The 19,893-nt window shown below is 55.2% G+C and carries 22 protein-coding genes; 14 read left to right on the forward strand and 8 right to left on the reverse strand.

The window, feature by feature from the left end:
* Positions 1 to 4 precede the first annotated feature (4 nt).
* Complete coding sequence (locus tag H8K11_13250; protein MCS6264714.1) at positions 5 to 430, forward strand: hypothetical protein; 426 nt, start codon at positions 5 to 7, stop codon at positions 428 to 430.
* Between the two features lie 44 nt (positions 431 to 474).
* Here H8K11_13250 and clpB read toward each other — a convergent pair whose 3' ends face one another.
* Entirely contained in the window at positions 475 to 3,069 is a 2,595-nt protein-coding gene (clpB, locus tag H8K11_13255) for an ATP-dependent chaperone ClpB (GenBank protein MCS6264715.1), read from the reverse strand.
* A gap of 225 nt (positions 3,070 to 3,294) precedes the next feature.
* Here clpB and H8K11_13260 point away from each other — a divergent pair, with 225 nt between their 5' ends.
* From H8K11_13260 to H8K11_13275, 4 genes are all read left to right on the forward strand, one after another.
* The gene (locus tag H8K11_13260; GenBank protein MCS6264716.1) at positions 3,295 to 4,113 is read left to right on the forward strand and encodes a hypothetical protein; all 819 of its coding nucleotides are present in this window, start codon (positions 3,295 to 3,297) and stop codon (positions 4,111 to 4,113) included.
* 146 nt (positions 4,114 to 4,259) lie between these two features.
* Positions 4,260 to 5,732 carry a HAMP domain-containing histidine kinase gene (locus H8K11_13265; protein ID MCS6264717.1) on the forward strand — a complete coding sequence of 491 codons (1,473 nt, stop codon included), beginning with the start codon at positions 4,260 to 4,262 and terminating at the stop codon, positions 5,730 to 5,732.
* Between the two features lie 17 nt (positions 5,733 to 5,749).
* A complete protein-coding gene (locus H8K11_13270) occupies positions 5,750 to 6,502 on the forward strand; it encodes a hypothetical protein (GenBank protein ID MCS6264718.1) in 753 nt (250 codons plus the stop codon).
* Between the two features lie 8 nt (positions 6,503 to 6,510).
* Positions 6,511 to 7,926 (forward strand): sigma-54-dependent Fis family transcriptional regulator, encoded by a 1,416-nt coding sequence (locus H8K11_13275; GenBank protein ID MCS6264719.1) that lies wholly within the window; start codon positions 6,511 to 6,513, stop codon positions 7,924 to 7,926.
* Here H8K11_13275 and H8K11_13280 read toward each other — a convergent pair.
* Entirely contained in the window at positions 7,923 to 8,264 is a 342-nt protein-coding gene (locus H8K11_13280; protein ID MCS6264720.1) for a PilZ domain-containing protein, read from the reverse strand. The genes H8K11_13275 and H8K11_13280 overlap by 4 nt on opposite strands.
* Positions 8,265 to 8,301: 37 nt before the next feature.
* Positions 8,302 to 8,679 (reverse strand): PilZ domain-containing protein, encoded by a 378-nt coding sequence (locus H8K11_13285; protein MCS6264721.1) that lies wholly within the window; start codon positions 8,677 to 8,679, stop codon positions 8,302 to 8,304.
* 889 nt (positions 8,680 to 9,568) lie between these two features.
* On the opposite strand from H8K11_13285, the gene H8K11_13290 reads away from it, so the two are divergent.
* Positions 9,569 to 10,243: a hypothetical protein gene (locus tag H8K11_13290; protein MCS6264722.1), complete on the forward strand. Its 675-nt coding sequence runs from the start codon at positions 9,569 to 9,571 to the stop codon at positions 10,241 to 10,243.
* A gap of 88 nt (positions 10,244 to 10,331) precedes the next feature.
* Here the strand turns inward: H8K11_13290 and H8K11_13295 are convergent, their stop codons facing one another.
* From H8K11_13295 to H8K11_13305, 3 genes are read right to left on the reverse strand one after another with little or no spacing between them, the layout of a single operon-like run.
* Positions 10,332 to 11,099: a hypothetical protein gene (locus tag H8K11_13295; GenBank protein ID MCS6264723.1), complete on the reverse strand. Its 768-nt coding sequence runs from the start codon at positions 11,097 to 11,099 to the stop codon at positions 10,332 to 10,334.
* Positions 11,100 to 11,140: 41 nt separating this feature from the next.
* Entirely contained in the window at positions 11,141 to 11,512 is a 372-nt protein-coding gene (locus tag H8K11_13300; GenBank protein MCS6264724.1) for a hypothetical protein, read from the reverse strand.
* Positions 11,513 to 11,570: 58 nt separating this feature from the next.
* Entirely contained in the window at positions 11,571 to 12,314 is a 744-nt protein-coding gene (locus H8K11_13305) for an outer membrane beta-barrel protein (GenBank protein MCS6264725.1), read from the reverse strand.
* Between the two features lie 386 nt (positions 12,315 to 12,700).
* Between H8K11_13305 and H8K11_13310 the strand changes: the two genes are divergently transcribed.
* Genes H8K11_13310 through H8K11_13320 form a run of 3 tightly spaced genes read left to right on the forward strand, consistent with a single transcriptional unit; the run spans position 12,701 to position 14,551 of the window.
* Positions 12,701 to 13,000 (forward strand): hypothetical protein, encoded by a 300-nt coding sequence (locus tag H8K11_13310; protein ID MCS6264726.1) that lies wholly within the window; start codon positions 12,701 to 12,703, stop codon positions 12,998 to 13,000.
* Between the two features lie 53 nt (positions 13,001 to 13,053).
* The gene (locus H8K11_13315; GenBank protein ID MCS6264727.1) at positions 13,054 to 13,338 is read left to right on the forward strand and encodes a helix-turn-helix domain-containing protein; all 285 of its coding nucleotides are present in this window, start codon (positions 13,054 to 13,056) and stop codon (positions 13,336 to 13,338) included.
* Positions 13,250 to 14,551, forward strand: a complete 1,302-nt coding sequence (locus H8K11_13320; GenBank protein MCS6264728.1) for a site-specific integrase — start codon at positions 13,250 to 13,252, stop codon at positions 14,549 to 14,551. Before H8K11_13315 ends, H8K11_13320 begins: the two co-directional genes overlap by 89 nt.
* A gap of 435 nt (positions 14,552 to 14,986) precedes the next feature.
* Here H8K11_13320 and H8K11_13325 read toward each other — a convergent pair whose 3' ends face one another.
* Both H8K11_13325 and H8K11_13330 read right to left on the reverse strand, forming a co-directional pair.
* Entirely contained in the window at positions 14,987 to 15,286 is a 300-nt protein-coding gene (locus H8K11_13325) for a hypothetical protein (GenBank protein ID MCS6264729.1), read from the reverse strand.
* Positions 15,287 to 15,330: 44 nt separating this feature from the next.
* On the reverse strand, positions 15,331 to 15,687 hold the full coding sequence (locus H8K11_13330; protein MCS6264730.1) for a P-loop NTPase: 357 nt from the start codon (positions 15,685 to 15,687) through the stop codon (positions 15,331 to 15,333).
* Between the two features lie 201 nt (positions 15,688 to 15,888).
* Between H8K11_13330 and H8K11_13335 the strand changes: the two genes are divergently transcribed.
* From H8K11_13335 to cpaB, 5 genes are all read left to right on the forward strand, one after another.
* The gene (locus tag H8K11_13335; protein ID MCS6264731.1) at positions 15,889 to 16,191 is read left to right on the forward strand and encodes an STAS domain-containing protein; all 303 of its coding nucleotides are present in this window, start codon (positions 15,889 to 15,891) and stop codon (positions 16,189 to 16,191) included.
* A complete protein-coding gene (locus H8K11_13340) occupies positions 16,188 to 17,867 on the forward strand; it encodes a fused response regulator/phosphatase (protein ID MCS6264732.1) in 1,680 nt (559 codons plus the stop codon). Before H8K11_13335 ends, H8K11_13340 begins: the two co-directional genes overlap by 4 nt.
* 127 nt (positions 17,868 to 17,994) lie before the next feature.
* Positions 17,995 to 18,159 carry a Flp family type IVb pilin gene (locus tag H8K11_13345; protein ID MCS6264733.1) on the forward strand — a complete coding sequence of 55 codons (165 nt, stop codon included), beginning with the start codon at positions 17,995 to 17,997 and terminating at the stop codon, positions 18,157 to 18,159.
* A 42-nt stretch (positions 18,160 to 18,201) separates the two neighbouring features.
* Positions 18,202 to 18,720, forward strand: coding sequence for a prepilin peptidase (locus H8K11_13350; protein ID MCS6264734.1), 519 nt, complete (start codon positions 18,202 to 18,204; stop codon positions 18,718 to 18,720).
* Between the two features lie 146 nt (positions 18,721 to 18,866).
* Positions 18,867 to 19,893, forward strand: a 1,027-nt coding sequence (gene cpaB, locus H8K11_13355; protein ID MCS6264735.1) for a Flp pilus assembly protein CpaB, incomplete at its 3' end; no start/stop codon positions are given.

Below are 19,893 nucleotides of genomic sequence, written 5' to 3' on the forward strand. Positions count from 1 at the left end.
GGCGATGGATATTGAAGTCGGTTCCAATCTGTATCGGAATTCCAACGGCATCATCGATATCGAAGGGGTGCCGCAATTTGAAGTGGCCATCAAGGAACCGGCGCGCGCATTGCTCGTGAACTTCGCGCTGTTCGACGATGTGGGCCGCATGATGGCCAAGGTGGTCGATAGCAATCTGATCTTCAATGAGCGGCGGGCCTATCAGCTCGCCAAGAGCCCGACGAGTGTGTCGTTGAAGCACGAAGATTCGGGGACGGTAGTGTTTGCATTGGAGTTGAAAGAGGGGAACCGGGTGGTGTTCAGCCGGGGTTCCTTCCACACGATCAAGGGGCATCGCCTGGACGTGTCGCAAACCGAATGGCGAATCGACAAGAAACGCTTTAGCGGCAAAGATACGGACACAAAAGGAGGGGCGGTCTTCATCGGGTAGCGCAGTCCCGGCGTTCCGCCCCTCTGCACTTGTGCGGTCGTTATCTACGGCGCGATTGTCGGTACAATGGCAATGTGTCCGTCCTTAAGATCCACTACTGCCGTATCTCCGTCGCGTAGCTCTCCTTTGATCAGCTGGCGCGCCATAGGGGTTTCGATTTCCTGCTGAATGAGCCGCTTCAGCGGTCTCGCTCCGTATACGGGGTCGTAACCGCGCCGCCCGAGGTTCTGCAGAGCGTCCGGCGTCACCGTCAGGGTAATCCGTCGTTCCACCAGCCGTGCGCGCAACCGCTCCAGCTGGATCTCCACGATCTTCGCCAGGTGTTCATTGCCCAAGGCATGGAAAACCACAATCTCATCGACCCGGTTCAGGAATTCAGGCCGGAAGTGTGCCCGTAGTTCGCCGGTCACTTGAGCCTTCATCGTCTCATACGAGGCGCCGGCCTGTTGGGCCTCCAGGATATGCTGGCTCCCGATATTCGACGTCATGATCAGCACGGTGTTTTTGAAGTCCACGGTTCGGCCCTGGGAATCAGTCAGCCGTCCGTCGTCGAGGACCTGCAAGAGAATGTTGAAGACGTCGTGGTGTGCCTTTTCGATTTCGTCGAAGAGAATGACGGAGAACGGATGCCGTCGTACGGCTTCGGTCAGCTGGCCGCCTTCTTCGTATCCGACATAGCCGGGAGGAGCGCCGATCAGTCGCGCGACCGTGTGTTTCTCCATATACTCTGACATGTCGATGCGGATGAGGTTCGACTCATCATCGAACAGCGTGACCGAAAGCGCCCGCGCCAGTTCTGTTTTGCCGACGCCGGTGGGCCCGAGGAACAAAAACGATCCGATGGGGCGATTGGGATCCTTGATGCCGGAGCGTGCGCGGAGTACGGCATCTGCCACTGCAGTGACGGCTTGTTCCTGTCCTACTACGCGCCGGTGCAAAAGTTCGTCCAGCTTCAGGAGTTTTTCCATTTCGCCTTCGACCAGACGGGTGACAGGGATACCGGTCCATCGACTGACGACGGCGGCGATATCTTCTTCATCCACTTCTTCCTTGAGGAGACGGCTTTCGTTTTGTTTCTTGCCGAGGTGTTGCTGCTCCAGTTCGAGTTCCCGTTCGAGCCTCGGCAGCTCGCCGTAGCGCAGTTCAGCCACCTTATTCAAGTCGTACGCGCGTTCGGACTGCTCGATTTTTTGTTTGACCTCTTCGATCTGCTGACGGATTTTTCTGAGCTTACTGACCGAGTTTTTCTCGGATTCCCAGCGCGTCTTGAGCGCCTGGAGATCGCGATTTTTCTCGGTCAGTTCTTTTTCAATCGAGTGCAGCCGTGCCTTGCTGCCCGCATCCGTTTCCTTTTTCAGCGCTTCCCGTTCGATCTCAAGCTGAAGCACCTTGCGCGAGACTTCGTCCAACTCGGCCGGCAAGCTGTCGATCTCCGTTCGAAGGCGTGCGGCAGACTCGTCGACCAGGTCGATGGCTTTGTCAGGCAGAAACCGGTCGCCGATATAGCGGTTCGACAATTTGGCTGCCGCAACCAGCGCCGCATCCTTGATCCGCACCCCGTGGTGCACTTCGTAGCGTTCTTTCAAGCCGCGGAGGATTGAAATGGTGTCTTCGACGGTCGGTTGGTCCACGAGGACCGTTTGAAAGCGGCGTTCCAACGCGGCGTCTTTCTCGATGTGTTTACGGTACTCGTCGAGGGTTGTGGCGCCAATGAGGTGCATCTCGCCTCTGGCCAGCATGGGCTTGAGCAGATTCGCGGCATCCATGGCACCTTCCGCCGCGCCGGCTCCCACCACGGTATGAAGTTCGTCGATGAACAGTAACACCTGCCCTTGCGCCGACTGGATTTCCTTGAGGACGGCTTTTAATCGTTCTTCGAATTCACCGCGAAACTTGGCTCCGGCGACGAGCGCGCCCATATCAAGGACGACCACGCGCTTTTGCTTGAGCCCTTCCGGGACATCTCCCTTGACGATGCGTTGTGCAAGTCCCTCCACGATGGCCGTTTTACCGACACCCGGCTCACCGATGAGGACGGGATTGTTCTTGGTGCGACGTGAGAGAATCTGAATGGTCCGTCGGATTTCGTCGTCGCGCCCGATGACCGGATCCAACTTGCCTTGCCCGGCGAGTTTCGTGAGGTCCCGCCCGTATTTTTCCAACGCCTGATAGGTGCCTTCAGGGTCTTGACTGGTCACTCGCTGATTTCCTCGTACCTGCTGCAGGGCCGTCAGCAGGCGCTCGCGTGTGAGATTGAGCCGGCGAAAGACACCGCCTTCCTCCACCATGGCCAAGATAATGTGCTCGACGCTCACGAAATCGTCATGGAGTTCCTTCATCCGCTCTTCGGCTTTCGTCAGCAGCGAGCCCAAGCGGGGCGTGAGATGGATCTGCCCGGGAGCGGCGCCCGGCCCGTGAACTTGAGCCACTTTGGTCAGGGCCTGCTCCGCGGCCTGGCGAACAGCAGCGGGAGACACCCCGGCCTGTTCCAGCAAGGATCCGGCTATCCCTCCTTCTTGCTCCATCAGGGCAAGGAGCAGGTGTTCGACATCAATGCCCTGGTGCCCCCGGCGCATGGCAAGGGCGGATGCGCTCTGCAACGCCTCTTGTAGCTTGACGGTCATCCGGTTCATATCCATGTGGCTGACTCCTTGGTGAGTGTATCTAGTGAAAGAACATAATCATATCGATGCGCAAGTCAATAGCGCGTGGCGGGGTGGATAGCTCGATACTACCTGGGCTATGGCTTTGCATACGGCTTGACCTCTCGGGTGTATCCGGCTTATTGTCCGCCTCCGATAGCTGGTACACGTCTCGGGGCGAAGGCATTCCGATATGAACATTGACCTCCTTTCGAGTGATCCATGCTGACAGTCGTCACTTCCACCCTGCATCTCTATCGGGAGGCCCTGCACGCGACCAGCCGTTCCCTGATCCGTGGATGGATGGCGATACCCGCCGTCATAGTATTTACGCTGCTCATGCTGTTGGCGTACCAGATCGCCCGCCCCCTGGGGATGCTGGGTGGCTTTCTGCTGGGCGCGGTCAATGCCTGCTTGATCGGGGCTACCCTCAGCGTGATCGAACAGGCGATTAAGGGCATGCGGGCCATCACCATTGGCGACGTGATCGAGAGCATGGGGCACTATTTCTGGGACGTCATCAGCGTGGGGTTTGTGTTGTGGATTCCCACCATGCTCCTGGATACGAGCCTGCGTGCGAACCCTGACAGTCAGTTTCTCGTCACCGCTTGCCTGCTGTTGGTGTTCATTCTCCTGAACCCTGCGCCGGAAGTGATCTATTTGACCCGGCATGATTCGCCCCTGGATGTCCTGAAGCGAAGTTACGATTTCGTGCTCGACAACTGGATTGAATGGTTCCTGCCCATGGCGTTGGTCCTGGCGCCTCTTGGACTCTCTCTTTTCTTTAAACTCTCCAGTCAGCTGGGGCGGGGGGCGGGGTTGGATTTTATCCAACTGGTGTTTGTCCCGTTTACCGTACTGAGCGCCTGGCTCACAGATTTCGGAATCTCGGCGGAATTGACCGGCATGATCGCGCTGCTGCTGACCCCACCGCTCATGGTCGGCATGCTGATCTTTCGCGGCCACCTGTTTGTCGCCCTCTCCGCAACCTCCAGACGACAGCGTTTGTACCAATCGCAGTTTCACGACTCCGCTCGATAGGAGGCGCACCAGCCATCCAGCATCCATCCCTGTGCGTTGCACAATATGGAGAACTTGTTGAGGGTGTGCACGAAGTGGTGTATGGCTTAACCTGCACTGTCGATTGCCTTGGTTCTCGCGCGGTTCACCGGGGAGGATGCGCCGTCGTGCGCCTCTCGATTTTCTGGCGACTGATTCTGACGTATGTGGTCATCATTGCGGTGATGACAGCCGTTAATATCTATGCTTTGCTGCAAATTCGAACATTGGCCGGCCTCAATACCGAGGTTGGCTCCCATCATCATCCTGAAATTGAGTCGGCAAAGCGGCTGCTGAGCTCGTTTTACGAGCAAATTCAGAGCGAGAAAAAGTATGTGGCGGTACCGGCGGCCACGTTTCTCGAGCACTTCGACGCCGAAAGCAAGGATTTTCAACTGGTCTTGCATGGCTTGCTCACGCGAGACACCTCTGAGCCTGAGATCCGGTTGGTACGAGAAGTGGAGCGGCTCCAGCAGGCGCATTTGGCTCTTTTTCATGCGCAACTTGCGGAGGGTGTTGGACAACTTCCGGAGTTGAGCGCAGCCTATGATGAACGAAGAGACGCCCTAGCCGGGAAGATGGCCTCGACTCTGCAGCAGTACATCGGGCTTCATGAGGCGCGTATCGCGGTGGGAGTGAATGAGTCTCATGCGAGCTCGGTTCATGCGGAAGCGGTCACACGGCAATTAGTGTTGGTGGCATTGATGTTCGGGCTCGGTATGGCTGCGGTGGCGAGTTACAACATCCTGCGACCGCTGCGCCGGCTGCAGTCGACGATTCAGGAAATGGGGCAGGGAAATTTCCGGGCAACAATGGATGGTCAGGCACCCCGTGAACTTCGAGAATTAGGTGATACAGTGAAGTGGATGGGGGCCAGGCTGCAGCAACTCGACGATATTAAAAGCGAGTTTCTTGCCCATGTGTCCCATGAGCTTCGCACGCCGATGGCTTCGATCCAAGAGGGGACCCATCTTCTCCTGGATGAAATCCCAGGCCCCCTGACGCAGGACCAGCGGACGACATTACGGATCATGTCCGACAGTAGCCGGCGATTGATGTACCTGATTTCGACGATTCTCGACCTGTCGAAAATGGAGTCCGGCATGATGGAATATCGATTTGCTCCGACCGACCTGAGGCGGGTTGCTGACATCTCAGTCAATAAAATCAGGTTGTTGGCGGATGCGAAACAAGTGCGACTCCTGGTCGAAGCTCCGGTCGAACGCCACTGGGTGAGAGCTGACAGCGCTCGCATCGAACAAGTGCTGGACAATCTGCTCTCGAATGCGTTGAAGTACAGCCCGGAGGGGGCCGCTGTGAAGTTGCATATGGAGCCGCGCCGCGATGAAGGGTTGATGTTTGTCGACGTGACAGACTGCGGACCGGGGATACCAACAGAGGAAGTCCCGCATATTTTTGAACGATTTTATCAGGGCCGCACCAAGACACGACATGTCTCGGTGGGCAGTGGGTTGGGGCTGGCCTTGGCCAAAAAGGTAGTGGAAGCCCATGGCGGACGTATCTGGGTCGACAGTGAAGTCGGAAAAGGAACGACTGTGCGGTTCATGTTGTGTCTGACAAAACCGGGGATACTGGCATAGTGTGGCAGCTGCGGAACATGGCAGTACTGTTGGGATTCGGCCTCTTGTCAGCCTGCAGCACTGTGTCTCCTCCCCCCGGCGAGACCCCCTATTTTTATGGTGATGGTAGCGACGGAAAGGCATTGCAGGCCATTATACGTAAAGAAAGCCAGCTAGTGCCCAAATGCGCTAGTAAAAATACCTGTGATCATGTATTCTTCACGCGCGCCTTGGCGTCTTTGTATGAAAGTCGTGAATCAGCAAGCCAGTATTTTGAGAAAGTCATTGCCGTCGCGCCGAAGAGTGAACTGGCAGCGTCAAGTCGCCTGTGGCTGCAATTGTTGCAGTCAGCAGAAGTGCCTGGCGATCAGTCCTGGATCCGTTCCATCTGGAATGCTCCAGCTACTGCACATACGCAGAGGCTTCTGTCCCAGGCAATTGAGCGGACCGTACACGACTTACTTGATCGCGAACTCACAATTCAGCAACTACGGGCACTGCAGGACAGTGAGGCTCAGTCGCTCGAAGCGTTGCAACGAGAACTTCAAGACCAGGAGCGAAAGGCGGAATTGTTTAATTCCAGAAGAGAACACCCGCGGATGTCGGTCGAGCCGGCTACGCTCCAAAGCTTGCAACGGCAAGTCAGTGATCGAGATAGAAAAATTGAGGAGCTCACAAGTCAATTGGAAGCCCTCAAACGCATTGATCAGGAAATGAGGGGAAAGACCCGCCCAATCAAACCTCCGTCGAATGTCTTTTCGCCTCAACAGCCGGAGTCGTCCAAACCTTAGGGGCCGTCATGGAGCAGGAACGCATTCTTGTTGTAGATGATGACGAAGGATTGTTGCATCTGTTGAGGATGCGGCTGTCGGCGCTTGGGTTTTCTGTGACGCCGTGCACTGGTGGTCGCGATGCGCTCACGGCTGCTCGGCAGGAAACGTTTGACATCGCGATTACTGACTTGAGGTTGCGAGCTGAAGATGGGTTGGCCTTGACTGAGGAGCTCATGCAGATCCAGCCAGGTCTGCCAGTCATTATTCTCACGGCCCACGGAAGCATTCCCAATGCTGTCGAAGCGATGCAACGCGGAGCTTTCGGGTACCTGACGAAACCGTTCGATGATAAAGAACTCAAGGCGACCCTCGACAAGGCCTTAATTCAGCTACGCATGACGCGTGAGATTCAGCGCCTCAAATCTTTAGTGAAGGAGTTGTACGGACTGGAGAACGTCATTGCCAGAAGTCCCGCAATGCAGCGATTGTTCCAGCAAGTTGCGCAGATTGCGGATTCAGATGCGACCATTCTGTTAACTGGAGAGACTGGTACTGGGAAAGAAGTGCTCGCGCGCGTACTTCATGCCAATAGTCGTCGTTCAAAAGGTCCATTTGTGGCCTTGAATTGTGCGGCGATCAGCGAGACTCTCTTTGAAAGTGAATTGTTCGGACATATTCGCGGCGCCTTCACCAATGCGGTAGCGGCCAAGCGGGGTCTCTTCCAAAGTGCAAATGGGGGCACTCTCTTTCTCGACGAGATTGCCGAAATGTCCTTGCCCATGCAGGTGAAACTTCTACGTGCGGTACAGGAGCGGGAAGTGCGGGAGGTGGGGGCGGAGTACGCAACCAAGGTAGACGTGCGTATCATTGCAGCAACGAACAAGGATCTCGCAGAAAGCGTAAAAGCCGGAACCTTCCGTCATGACCTCTACTACCGAGTATCCGTTGTCCCCCTAGCTCTCCCTCCGCTGCGGGAGCGAAAAGACGATATTCCGCTTCTTGCGCAGCATTTTTTGAAACAAAGCGCTAAACGTTCGAATAAGGATGTTCGTGGATTTACCCCTGCAGCCATGCATCGCCTCATGGTGTATCCATGGCCGGGTAACGTGCGAGAACTTGAAAATGCTGTCGAAAAAGCTGTCGTAATGTCTCGGCAAGATATGGTGTTGCCAGAATTCCTTCCGACGGCGGGGGCGACCTCAGACATTGGCCTGAAACCATTGACTGAGGCCAAGGAGGATTTTGAGCGGACCTATTTGCGCAATGTCCTTCAAATGACAGGTGGGAATATCTCTCGCGCGGCGCAATTTGCCGGCAGATATCGCGCAGATTTCTATAAGATGCTGAAAAAGTATGGATTACATCCGTCCATGCTGAAAGAACGTTCGGATTTTGAGTTGAGTGACTTGGAAGAAGTAACAGAGGAGGTCAAGGATGCCTAGTGCTCAACCTGGGGAAGTATGCACAGATGGCGTCCGATAAAACGTTCCAGCTTGATTGCCGCTGAGCGATGAATTCTCTCGATATGAACTCCGAAGTCCTGTCCGCCGACCCACTGAACGACGGCCTGTTCGATTTCCAATGGAACCTGTTCATCAGTCAGGTCCATCCGCAGTGTGAGTCTCATGCCAATCTTGACTTGATGGTCCCCTTGGATTCGCCATCCTCCCAACGACATATCCCAAACGGTGCCTTTGCCTAGAAAATCTTCTGAGAGATAGTATCCTATTCCGCAAATCATGGCTCTCTGGTAAGTACGAAGTTTGAAGTGTTTCGGCATGGCAAGTACTTCACGAGGGATTAATCTGCGGAAATTGCTACAACTGTTTCTCATTCCGTGCTGTTCCAGCAAAGACACCCTCATCGTTCAGCGTCGAGGAAACATCGCGTCCCGAGGTCCGGCGCACAAATTGTTCGAGTCGATGCTGTTCATATTTGGATGTGCGGATGAACTCGATGCCAACTTTCGAGTCTTCGGCCCATCTGATGGCTGCAAGTTCGACATGCAGAGGAGCCTGCCGGTCCGGCAGAAATAGCCGCAGTTGGATATACTCACCGGCGGCCAGTGTTTTCGAGCTTTCCATGAGGCATCCCGGTAGGGAGAGGTCGAGAATCCGTCCTTCGGCAACCATGTTTTCTCCGGCAAACATGACGGAACAATCTACTGATACTCGTTGGCTATATCGATTTTTCATCGCGCCTCCTTTGCCTCTCCCTGGGACCGGCACGGGTAAGTTGAGTCACTCTTGTTCTCAACTATATTCGAAGGTTCGTGGGAGGCCTAGTCCTCAGAATCGGTAACTCTTTAGGAGGGCTCTGTTAAGACGTTCATTCTTGATCGTTGCGGTTCTATATGGCTCTGGAGTCCTGGGGAACCGGTTGAGACGTGTACTAGCGCATCTTACTGCGGCTCTGCTTCTATGATCATTGTGGCATGAAGCGACGAGAGCTCGACTAGCTTCCGGACTAATCTGAATTACAATAGGAAGAATGAAAGAACCCGAGACGCGAGGAGTAAATTCGCGAGCTCTCACGTACTTAACAGATTCGTCAGTGGAATTTGTGGAGCTGGCGAGAGGAATCGAACCCCCAACCGGCGGTTTACAAACCAGTCCTGAGCCTCTTTCATCCCATCACTCTACAGCATCAGAACCAATAGAATCGCCTGATCCACCATTGGGTTAGGCGATAGTGCCATGTTGCGTGGAGTTGCCATCGAAAAGGATAAAAAGGGCCGTTACGGTTACACTTACGGTTACACTTTTTGAGGTGAGGTCGAGCGTGGACAGGACAGAGAAAGAACCAACGCAGCAATCGAGGCTGTCCCGCTCGGCCGGTGATGCCGGTGCGCGGGGTGGCGCGAGCCACCCGCGCACGGGAGCCGCGCCAGCGGCATCTCCTAAACTTGACAGGAGGACATTTCTCGGCGAACACACCTGGCCACACATCACACTACCTCCCGCAGGGAATGTCTGGTCCGTCACGATTCATGATTTCGGAAAACAATGGGTCGAACTGTCATGGGGGAGGTTAGACCCGGTTCAAGGCAAGAGAGGAGAGAAAGGCGCATCGCGGAATAGAAAGATGAACGAGGCGCGGGCACGAGGACGGGCCAAAGGCACAATTCGCAAGAAATGTCTGACTATCGGAGCCGACCATCTCGTGACCTTGACCTATCGAGCGAATGTGGAGGATCGAGAGCGCGTATTACACGATCTGGGACGGTTACGACGTGCGCTCTCACGTTCCGGCTGCTCTATGCCCTATGTGGCGGTCCTGGAACGGCAGCAACGTGGGGCGCTGCATCCCCATCTCGCCGTAAAAGGCTTTCGGGATGTTCGGCTCTTACGACGATGCTGGTATAAGATCGTCGGCAATGGCCAGGGACAAGTCAATGTCAGAGGGCCTCGTCCCGGCAGTTCACCGGTGAAACTTGCCCGCTACCTGTCGAAATACATCAGCAAGGATTTTGACAACATGCCGCGTGAGTTTGAGGAACACCGATACTTTTGCTCCTTAGGCGTCAAGGTGCCCACGGAAAAGCATGAGTTTGTGCTAGACCGAAGGGCAACGGATGTGGAAAGGAAAATGTACAGCCTCATTCGGCAAGAAGCCTTGCGTCGCGTCGGCGTCTGCTGCCGTCTTACGGAATGGATGGGTGGATCGGGCACTTATGGTTGGATGGCGGGGTTTGAAGATAGCTCGATACGATGGGTTACAGGAAAGCCTGAACCGGTGCCGATTACTCCGAGCCCGTGACTCACTGCGTCGGCGCTTGCAGAAGCGCGGACGCACTCAGCTGAGGGTATGGGGGGTGTCGGAGACTCCCCCCGGAGCGGTCCGTCGCCTACTTGGTCTCTTCCGCCACGGTGGTTGATGGGAAGTCAGGACCAGACTCCCGACCAAAGAACTGTCTCCACAGATAGTCGGCGCAGGCATCTGCCAAAGTCTGTATTCCCGCTTTCACGGCTACACCGTGGTCATCTCCAAGAATGTCGGCATGAGTCAACTTTGGAGTCAAGGAATCGTCCTTCGTATATTCGCAGGTCCCTTGCCAAAGAGTTTTTTGATCGTCAAGTCGGATCAATCGAGCCCGTCCAGTGTAGGATGGGCGATAGGTAATCGTTTCAAAGGAAAATCCACCTACAATGATCGGATCGACGCTCCATCGTTCCGTTTTGAAGTCGATCACGTAACCTTCGCCAAATTGCTGACGAAGCTTCTGCGAGCTGTCATTTTTCACGAGATGGGATGTCCCCACTGCCGTGAGTTTTAGCTCTCGTTGCCATGCCGCTACGAACCGATTTTCTACTTGCGTGATGGGGTCGAGAAGTTGAGTTGACGAGATGAATTTCGCTCCGACCTCCTTGGCGTCCGTCTGCTGCATCCCACCCTCGATAGCAGCACCGATCAGTCCAAACATGCTTAAAGCAGTCGTGCGTGTTTTCGGTTCTCCCGTCCAAATCATAAACTGTTCAGGATCATAATGAACCACTGCCACCTTGGCATTCGCTGTTAGATCAGCAATGGCTTCAGATGGTGCAGGCAGCCGAGGCGTGCTACAGCCTGCTAAGAGCACAAGAGTCAGGGCGGCTAGTATCGGAGTGAGTCGCATGCGGAACATCGTTCTATGGCCTTTCGCAGTAGGTGTTTCATTTATTTGTATTTCACGGCGATGCCGCTCACTGATGTGCAGGTGAAGCTATAGACATTGTAGATCGGGATGAAACCATACAAGCTGCTGGAGACGGTCACGTTGATCAATGCATCACCACCTTTTTGACTGAGTGCTTCGTCCACAGCTTTTGAAAAACTGGAATCACCGAATGGAATGATGGCAAGGATGAAGTGCCGACAACCAGATCCTTCCACCGGCCCAAGTTCCTCAAAACTCACACCCGATTTAAGCCTGTCTGCATTATTGGCCGAAGGTTTCGTGACGATGCCTAAGTTTCCGACCGACGTACAACCGGTCATCAACGCAGCTCCAAGAACAAGGATTGCGCACAATGTGGACCAATGTTTCATAGGGCCTCCGATGAGAATCAATGTGCTTGATGTTTTCATAATTTCTCTGCAAGGCGGGTCAGTTTCCAAAGTGGACGGCAAGCCCACCCACGACATGACTGACATTGAAGGTATATCGCTCATCCTGGGTGGCACCGGTAGAGCTTGTGAAGCCGAAGGTTTGGGTGGAGTGCGTAAACTTATACTCCGCGAACAAGGAGACGCGTTTGGCAAGGAAGACGTGCATGCCGGCGACGGCTTGAAGTGCCAGATCATAGTCTGATTTTCCGTCGGAGCCGAACGACGATTTTTGAACGCCTGGCCCTCCTCCGAGATATGGATAAAGCCGACCCTGAGGAAACTCAGCTGATACATATAGCGGCAGACGGAGTAAGAGGTTGGTGGCAACGATAGTGGCATTCACATCCATGTTGCTACTCCGGCTAGCTGTTCCGATAATCGGAATTCCATTGAGTGTGCCGTTTGCCTGGAACCGCCCAGCCTTTACGTCTGGCTGATAATTCGTGACATCCAACTCCACACCAAAATCCAGACCGGTGGAACGTCGCAGTCCAGGAAACCAGACACCGACTTTTCCTCCCAAGGATTTTGAGCTGCCGAAGTCTTGATCCAAGACCGTAAGATTCATTCCGGCATTATTGACTTTCCCATCGGTTTTCGACGGCAACGTTATCCCGCCGAACAGTGCGATATAAGGATCGACTTGAGGTGTGAGACCGTTGTCTTCTGCGCAGGCAATAGGTACCGACCATGCCAGCGTGAGAACCAACACAACTCCACTCAGAGACCGTATGGTGAACATAACTAGCCCTCCTCCAAAGCTGGCAAGAGACTACTGCGAGCGGCATCAAGGCAACTAGTAGTCGGAGGGGGGAAGGCACTCTGCTATCGAGGGAGGGCTTGAGTATGTAGGTCTTATCCGACGCGCTGTGGGTATCTGTGAGGAAACAGAAATCAGGGGGGGCGCCACCATAGGTCACCTGTTTATTCCTAAAGGCCCGTGACTCGAATGGTGAGAAGGTCTGGGATGCAAGAGCCTGGAGCGCGCTTTGCCTGGGTGTGAGCGCCATCTGATAGTTCCCAGCCTCAGCATACAGTGTAGTGGTTAACGGGAGTTCACAACCGTTTGAGGATTGACTTTGATATAACAGGTCGCTATAAACAAATTACTATAACGGAGGGCTATAAATGAGTCCCAAACCTAAAAATACGCCACATCGAGTCCTGTTGTCGTTGCCCACCGATCTCTACGAGACGATCTCGCGCGTTTCGGCTGCAATGGAAAAACCACGGGCTGAAATTATTCGTGATCTCCTAAGCGAACAGCAGCCAATTCTCGAACATATGGCCACGATGTTGGAACAGGCAAAAGCGGGAAAACTGGATCAGGCGATGAAGGGATGGAAGAAAATGACTGGGGAGGCGTTAAAGGGCCTTGGAGTAATCATGAATCCGCCTGATCTTAAGAAATCCAAACTAAAACCCTAGCGGCGTGATCGGGCGTCAGTGTGAAAACAACCAGTTCTAAATGAAGGGGGGTGATGGAAATGTCAGAGGAAGTATTCAAACGGCTGTATTCGGTTAGAGAGGCGGCTCGATACCTCGGTATCAGCCAGTGGGCAGTCCGGCACCTCAATTGGTCCAGCAAACTGCCCTGTGTGCGGCAGGGACGGCGGGTCCTATTCGATATTTACGATATGGACCGGTTTATCGAGAACAATAAGCGGGAGGGGCATCATGGGGATGATTTATCGACGCAAGAAACGCGATCCGACGACAGGGACTTTGGCCGAACAGGGCCCATATTGGATGAAGTATTACGTTGAGGGCAGACCGTTCCAGGAAAGCACAAGGACGAGTGATAAGGACCGAGCAAAACGGATTCTTAAAATTAAGGAAGGGGAGATCGCTGCAGGGCTATATCGTGGGCCCAATATCGACAGAACACACTATGAGGACCTGGCCGAGCTCGTGAGACAAGATTACGAATTGAATAAGCGTAAGACTGGACGTCGGGTCAGTGAGTATCAGCACCATTTAGAGCCATACTTCAGAAAGATGCGGATATCGGCCATTACGACTGAGCGAATCAAAGCCTATATCGTGAAACGTCAAGGGGAAGGCGCGGCCAATGGTACCATCAATCGGGAAACTGGATTTCTGAAGCGGATGTTTCGAATGGGCTTTCAACAAACACCCCAGCTGGTCGCTCGGGTTCCCCATATTCCCCAGCTCAAGGAATACAACATTCGATCAGGATTCTTCGAACACGAGGATTTTCTCGCCCTTCGGGGTGCTTTACCTGACTATGCCCAGGTAGCTGCAACGCTTGCTTACTACAGCGGAATGCGAATGGGGGAGGTCTGTTCGTTGCAATGGCGGCAAATCAATTGGACGGAGGGGAAGCTGTTTCTGCAAGCACAGGACACTAAAACCAACACGCCCAGGGTTTTATACCTGACGGGTGATCTTTACCGGGTGCTTTTGGCTTGGAAGACTCGCTGCGACCTCAAATGGCCTGGTTGTCCCTGGATCTGCCACCGTGGGGGGATTCGCCTACAGAGTTTGAAGCATTCTTGGCGGAAGGCATGCGAGAGGGTCGGCCTCGGAGGGATGGTGAAAGATGAGAAGAAAAAGTATCTGGTATGGGTAGGTAGAATCCCACATGACTTCCGTCGCACTGCTGTCCGCAACATGGTGCGAGCCGGAGTGCCAGAGAAGGTGGCGATGTCCATTTCCGGCCACAAGACCAGAAGCGTGTTTGATCGGTACAACATTGTGAACGAGCGGGACCTCGAACAGGCAGCGCGTTCACTCTCTGCGTACTTTGAGCGTCAGACGGTTACACTTACGGTTACACTCGCAGAACTGCGAGGGGAGAGTAGTGGCTCTGTAAGCCGCCAACCGGTTGATTCGTCAGTGGAATTTATGGAGCTGGCGAGAGGAATCGAACCCCCAACCGGCGGTTTACAAACCAACGAAGTGACGAACGAGGATGATGTATCCTTATGCAAAATAACGAATCATGACCTCGAATAGGTGGTGCTCGTTAGGCTAGAGCAGGGTGCTATGGTAGCAAAACGGTAGCAGGCTCAAGTCTTCGGTGGGACAGGCAAAGGGGGTGAGATTTGAAACCCCTACAGCACCCGAGACTGGTAAGTTGACACCTTATCTCATCGTACCGTTCTCAATCACTTACAGTAGAGGCAGAGGCAGGAGAGGAACCGCTCTGACTCGATCTGGCAAGGTAGTCCTGCCACAATTTAGCCACATAAGTAGGCTATGGATTGTGAAGGATCAGAAGAGGGCTTGAAGGAGTGACTTGGCTGTGTCCCAGATTGCCAGCGAGCCAGAAGATGCGCTGATGATCCGCTCAAAACCTTCAAGGATCGTCACGCCGATTGCGGCCTGGCGCTTTTTCCTTGGCAGAGCAGCCTGATTTGCAAGGTGAGACAAGTGCTCGATGGCTGCTTTCTACTTTTCCGGTGACAGGTCTGACGATGCGAGTACAGCTTCACTGAGTACGTGAAGAGTGTTGGCGAGTTCAGGTGAACCAGCATTTTGAACGTTGTCGAGCGCCACATTCAGGCTTTTAATCTGCCCCGTGTTAATGGCTCCGATGACGCTGTTATCTACTCTGATGTTGTGCACCGTATTTCCAGTGTGAATGGTGGGTTGTGGAATTTCAAAACGAGCAACGACGCCAGAACCTCCAGTCATGGTTTCCATTTGGTCTGCTATCTGATTCAGCAGCGAGGCGTTGCGTGCGTACATTTTGTCTGCAATTCTCCGCGTGGTAACGGAGGAGCTCTCCTGCCTTATTGGCATGTGACCTCTTGTTCCCCTGCGGGAACGAAGGTTTTTTTATGCCCTCGTTTTTGTGGGATCCGCGTGGCCAGCGTATCGCCTGTGCCGGGGATCAACTGGAGAAAAGGGTGTGCCGAGACCGGCTGAAGAACATCGTCCAGGCGTTCAACCCTTCGTTCAATGAAATCCGTCAAGGTGCGGGGAGGGTTGAGCATGCCGAACAAAATATGGGCATCCGCGCCACCCACGTCCAGATCCGCCAAAACCACCCGCTTGCCTTGTTTGGCCAACAACATAGACAGATTGGCAGCGAGCACGCTTTTTCCTACACCACCCTTGCCTGAGCCGATTGAAACGATCATCGCCATAAGGAACGGTCTCTCACCGTTGTGTGTGTTTGCCGGTTCTTCTTTCGGTCTGCCGGAACCAAAACCTTAGCTCCGATGCGTCACGCCGCGTCGCGCGCTTTCTCAAACTACAGGAAATTAAACTCATCCGCACTGTTTTCTTCAGATTTCTGAAGAGATGACCGATACCGGAGACGACCTTTGATACAAAACGGGGGAGCCATGTTCAAGATTGAGGAATCGGCCGACGGAGCGACGCTCACGATCATACCGGTTGGACGCTTTGACGCTAGAATGCATCGTACTTTCCTGGAAGCCTACACAACGCGGCCTGTCCCGTCGAGTCATTACGTGGTTGACTTTGCTCAAACGGAGTATATCGATAGCACAGGACTGGGCATGCTGTTGAAATTACGTGAGTTTGCCGGTGGTGGAAAAGCCCGTATCCATCTCCTGAGGTGTTCCCCGCAAATTAAAAGCATTCTCTCCATCGCAAATTTTCAATCGCTGGTGACCATCCTATGAAAGTCCTTGTCGCAGACGATACGGTTGTGAATAGGCAGATTTTGCAAGCCTTACTGCGCAAGGACGGTCACAGCGTGGTGTTGGCTGAGAACGGGAAACAAGCTGTCGCGCAGTTTGAAAAGGAACAGCCGGAATTGGTCATTATGGACTTGATGATGCCGGAGATGGACGGCAGAGAGGCAGCGTCGCTGATCAAACAGCGAACCGGCGCGCGCTTCGTACCGGTTGTTTTCTTGACGGCCGTGACCGATGAAACAGGTCTGACCGAATGTCTTGCCTCCGGGGGAGACGACGTGCTCACAAAACCGTATAGTCTTCCCCTCCTGCGGGCGAAGCTCTCGGCCTGGTCGCGCGTGCAGGAACTCCACGCGCGGGTTACGGAACAGAAGGAGGAACTTGAAGCGTACCGTGACCGCTCGCTCCATGAAATCGATGTGGCCAATGAAATTTGCACGAGAATCCTGAAAAACCCCTGCATGGAGCGAATGGGCATCAACTACCATGTGGCACCTGCGACCACCCTTGGCGGCGATGTCGTATTAGCCGGGACCACTCCGACCGGCATCCTCCATGTCCTCGTGGGCGACTTCACGGGCCATGGCTTGTCCTCCGCAATCGGCGCCATCCCGGTGGCCGACGTGTTCTATCGAATGACTGAACGAGGACACGCGTTACAGGATATTCTTCGTGAAATCAACCGCAAATTGAACCACACGATGCCGGTCGGCATCTTCTGTGCAGCCAGCGCCATCGAAATCAATCCGATCCGATGCCAGGCATCGGTGTGGAACGGCGGACTTCCACCGGTCCTGGTCGTCAATCCGAGTGCCGGGGTTCGGTTGCAATGGGCGTCGCAGCATCCTCCCCTAGGGGTGCTGCACGCCCAAGCGTTCATGCCGAATCTAGAAACGTATGACCTACAGCCGGGCGACCGAACGATTCTGTATACGGACGGCGTGATTGAAACACGCAGCCCATCGGGTGAGCTATTCGGCGAACCTCGGGTCCACCAGGCTGTCACGCAAGGGCCAGCGTCGCATGTCTTCGAGGAACTCGTCGCCGCGCTCACTGCCTTCGCCAAGGGAGGCGTCCAAGAAGACGATATTACGGTCGTCGATGTGCCGTGCGATATCGTTCTCGAGCGATCCGTAGTGCGGGCTCAGCCGCCCTCACAGGAGCGTTCATGGCAGCTTCCTTGGCACATCGAGGTCCGATTGGGGCCTGATGCGATGCGGGCGGAGGATCCGCTACCGGACTTGATGCAACTGGTGAGCCTGCTACCCGGTCATGCTCGACACCGGGAGCGCTTCTTCACCGTGTTGACGGAACTTCTCTCGAATGCAATCGACCATGGCGTACTGGGAATACAATCGAGTCTGAAAACGTCGTCCGATGGATTCGACGCCTATTACCAGGAGCGAGACCGGCGCCTGGCCGCATTGCAGGACGGCTACGTACAGATTTCCTTAACGCATACTCCATCTGCGAGCGGCGCCCGATTGACCGTGCGTGTCGAAGACAGCGGAGCGGGATTCGATGTGATCCAACCGGCCGCCCCCTTGTCCACGAACAAGTCGCTGTTCGGCCGCGGGATCGCGCTCGTCCGGGCACTGTGTCAGACGGTGACATTCCATGGCGCCGGCAATTGTGTGGAGGCAATCTATAGCTGGGACTGACGCTCATCGAAAACAGAGCGGCGGGGCTAAAGTGTTGCAGGTATTCTTCCGATACAGTCATCGGAAGGGGCAGGCACCGAGGACCTGCCCGCGAACTCCGGTTCTTTCTAATAAGGAGAAAGTGGTCATGCTGAATGTCATGCGACGATTTTTCGACGACGAAGACGGTGCGGCGGCCATTGAGTATGCATTGATCGCATCTGCGATCGCTGTGGTCATCGCCACGGCAGCGTTTACGCTCGGCGGCAATATCAGGAACATGTTCACGCGATTGGCCGGCCTGATTCGCTGAACCCATGGCTTTGTCGGATCTCCCTTCGAGGTGACGATGGACATGATGCTATTCGTTCTGGTCGTGGTGATCCTCGGGGCGGTCAGCGACGCGGCCAGGGGCCTGATTCCGAATTGGCTCACGATGGCAGGTGTGAGCGGTGGCATCACCTTACAGACCGCACACGATGGCCTGAGTGGCCTGGTCGGTAGTCTGGCCGGGTACTGTGTCGGCATCGCTCTGCTGATCGGGTTCTATGCGTGCGGAGGAATGGGGGCCGGAGACGTGAAACTTCTTGGCGCGGTCGGAAGCTGCTTAGGACCGTTCGGCGTGATGCAGGCCGCCGTGGCCATCGCCCTGTTCGGCGGGCTCTATGCACTGGGCGTCAGTTGCCGGCACCGGGGATGGCGGACGATGCTGCGGTCCGTCTATGCAGGGTGTCTGACGATCGCGCTCACCGGTTGTCCGGCGCCCTCTGCAACGTCGACCGCTCCAGAACCGTTGCTCCGGTACGGTATCGTGATCGCGCTCGGGACGGCACTGACACTGTGGTGGCGAGGAGATCTGTCGTTGATCTCTTGACGGATCGCATGAATAGCCGGGAGACGGTGGCACCCTGTCACCTTCCCGGTCGGGCGAAAGCCGGATGAACATCGCAGCGGCAATCTGGGAGAGCGCATGTTCCGGGATTCAGCAGGCGGCAACGTTGTATCGCGAGGAGCATATATATGGCGCTGACATCTCGGCAACGGGCACTCCTTGTGATCGGGCTGGGGGGAACGATCGGAGCGGTGAGCAGCCTACTCGCATATGGCTATGTCCAGCAACTACTGGATGAGACGCGAACCGAGCTCAGCGCGAACAATCGAATGACGTCCGTCGCCGTGGCTGCCCACGCGCTTCCCTGGGGAACCGTGCTGTCCAGTGATGCCGTCCGTGTGGTGTCTTTTCCCTCCGAGAGCGTCCCTGATGGGACCTTCCCGTCGAGCGATGAACTGATCGGTCGCGTGCTGTTGACGCCGCTTACCTCGCAGGAACCTATTCTTGTCTCGAAACTCGCGCCTACCGACGTCACGACCGGCGGCATCGCGGCCGTCACCCATCCCGAGAAGCGTGCCATGGCCATCAAAGTGGATGATGTCACGGGAGTCGGAGGGATTTTGAAACCTGGCGACCGCGTGGACGTTCTAACCACCATGTCTCGAGTGCTCAACGGCGGTGAACCGACCACGAAGTTGGTGTTAGCCGACATTATGGTGCTGTCGACCGGACTGGATGCGTCGACCGGCAAAGAGGAGGAGTCGCTTCTCTCAGGCCGGAAGGCCTCGCGCACCCCGCCGACCGTCGTCACCCTGGAGGTGGCTCCCCACGAGGCGGAGCGGCTGTCACTCGCATCAATGGAAGGAAAAGTGCATCTGGCGCTCAGAAACCCGCGCAGCGCGGCGACCGTCTTGACACCGGGTGCGACCGTGTCATCGCTCTTCGGGGACCAGAGGTCAGACCCACAGAGGACATCTGAGACTGTGTCGCGACAACGAAGAATCGTTCGTGACCGGCCCTCCGATGGAATGATCCGCACGAGCGCGAGGGAGCAGGCTCACGCATCGAGTGCCAAGCCGACGGCAGACGCGTCGACAACTGTGGGTACACTGCCTCGGCTTCAGCCCTATGTGCATAGTCAGGCAGCGGTGACGACTGGCGCGGAAGCGGGAGGCGCGCTCGCGCCCCCCGACAGCACCGGCCCCAACAGGTCGG

Origin of the sequence: Nitrospira sp. (assembly GCA_024998565.1) — a bacterium.
In the GTDB taxonomy this organism is placed as follows: Bacteria; Nitrospirota; Nitrospiria; order Nitrospirales; family Nitrospiraceae; genus Nitrospira_A.

Excerpts from the sequence above, each read along its gene's own strand:
- H8K11_13250 (MCS6264714.1), top strand. The coding sequence starts at position 5 with ATGGATATTGAAGTCGGTTCCAATCTGTATCGGAATTCCAACGGCATC.
- clpB (MCS6264715.1), bottom strand. The coding sequence starts at position 3,069 with ATGGATATGAACCGGATGACCGTCAAGCTACAAGAGGCGTTGCAGAGC.
- H8K11_13260 (MCS6264716.1), top strand. The coding sequence starts at position 3,295 with ATGCTGACAGTCGTCACTTCCACCCTGCATCTCTATCGGGAGGCCCTG.
- H8K11_13270 (MCS6264718.1), top strand. The coding sequence starts at position 5,750 with ATGGCAGTACTGTTGGGATTCGGCCTCTTGTCAGCCTGCAGCACTGTG.
- H8K11_13275 (MCS6264719.1), top strand. The coding sequence starts at position 6,511 with ATGGAGCAGGAACGCATTCTTGTTGTAGATGATGACGAAGGATTGTTG.
- H8K11_13280 (MCS6264720.1), bottom strand. The coding sequence starts at position 8,264 with ATGCCGAAACACTTCAAACTTCGTACTTACCAGAGAGCCATGATTTGC.
- H8K11_13285 (MCS6264721.1), bottom strand. The coding sequence starts at position 8,679 with ATGAAAAATCGATATAGCCAACGAGTATCAGTAGATTGTTCCGTCATG.
- H8K11_13290 (MCS6264722.1), top strand. The coding sequence starts at position 9,569 with ATGAACGAGGCGCGGGCACGAGGACGGGCCAAAGGCACAATTCGCAAG.
- H8K11_13295 (MCS6264723.1), bottom strand. The coding sequence starts at position 11,099 with ATGCGACTCACTCCGATACTAGCCGCCCTGACTCTTGTGCTCTTAGCA.
- H8K11_13300 (MCS6264724.1), bottom strand. The coding sequence starts at position 11,512 with ATGAAACATTGGTCCACATTGTGCGCAATCCTTGTTCTTGGAGCTGCG.
- H8K11_13305 (MCS6264725.1), bottom strand. The coding sequence starts at position 12,314 with ATGTTCACCATACGGTCTCTGAGTGGAGTTGTGTTGGTTCTCACGCTG.
- H8K11_13310 (MCS6264726.1), top strand. The coding sequence starts at position 12,701 with ATGAGTCCCAAACCTAAAAATACGCCACATCGAGTCCTGTTGTCGTTG.
- H8K11_13315 (MCS6264727.1), top strand. The coding sequence starts at position 13,054 with ATGGAAATGTCAGAGGAAGTATTCAAACGGCTGTATTCGGTTAGAGAG.
- H8K11_13320 (MCS6264728.1), top strand. The coding sequence starts at position 13,250 with ATGGGGATGATTTATCGACGCAAGAAACGCGATCCGACGACAGGGACT.
- H8K11_13325 (MCS6264729.1), bottom strand. The coding sequence starts at position 15,286 with ATGTACGCACGCAACGCCTCGCTGCTGAATCAGATAGCAGACCAAATG.
- H8K11_13330 (MCS6264730.1), bottom strand. The coding sequence starts at position 15,687 with ATGGCGATGATCGTTTCAATCGGCTCAGGCAAGGGTGGTGTAGGAAAA.
- H8K11_13335 (MCS6264731.1), top strand. The coding sequence starts at position 15,889 with ATGTTCAAGATTGAGGAATCGGCCGACGGAGCGACGCTCACGATCATA.
- H8K11_13340 (MCS6264732.1), top strand. The coding sequence starts at position 16,188 with ATGAAAGTCCTTGTCGCAGACGATACGGTTGTGAATAGGCAGATTTTG.
- H8K11_13345 (MCS6264733.1), top strand. The coding sequence starts at position 17,995 with ATGCTGAATGTCATGCGACGATTTTTCGACGACGAAGACGGTGCGGCG.
- H8K11_13350 (MCS6264734.1), top strand. The coding sequence starts at position 18,202 with ATGATGCTATTCGTTCTGGTCGTGGTGATCCTCGGGGCGGTCAGCGAC.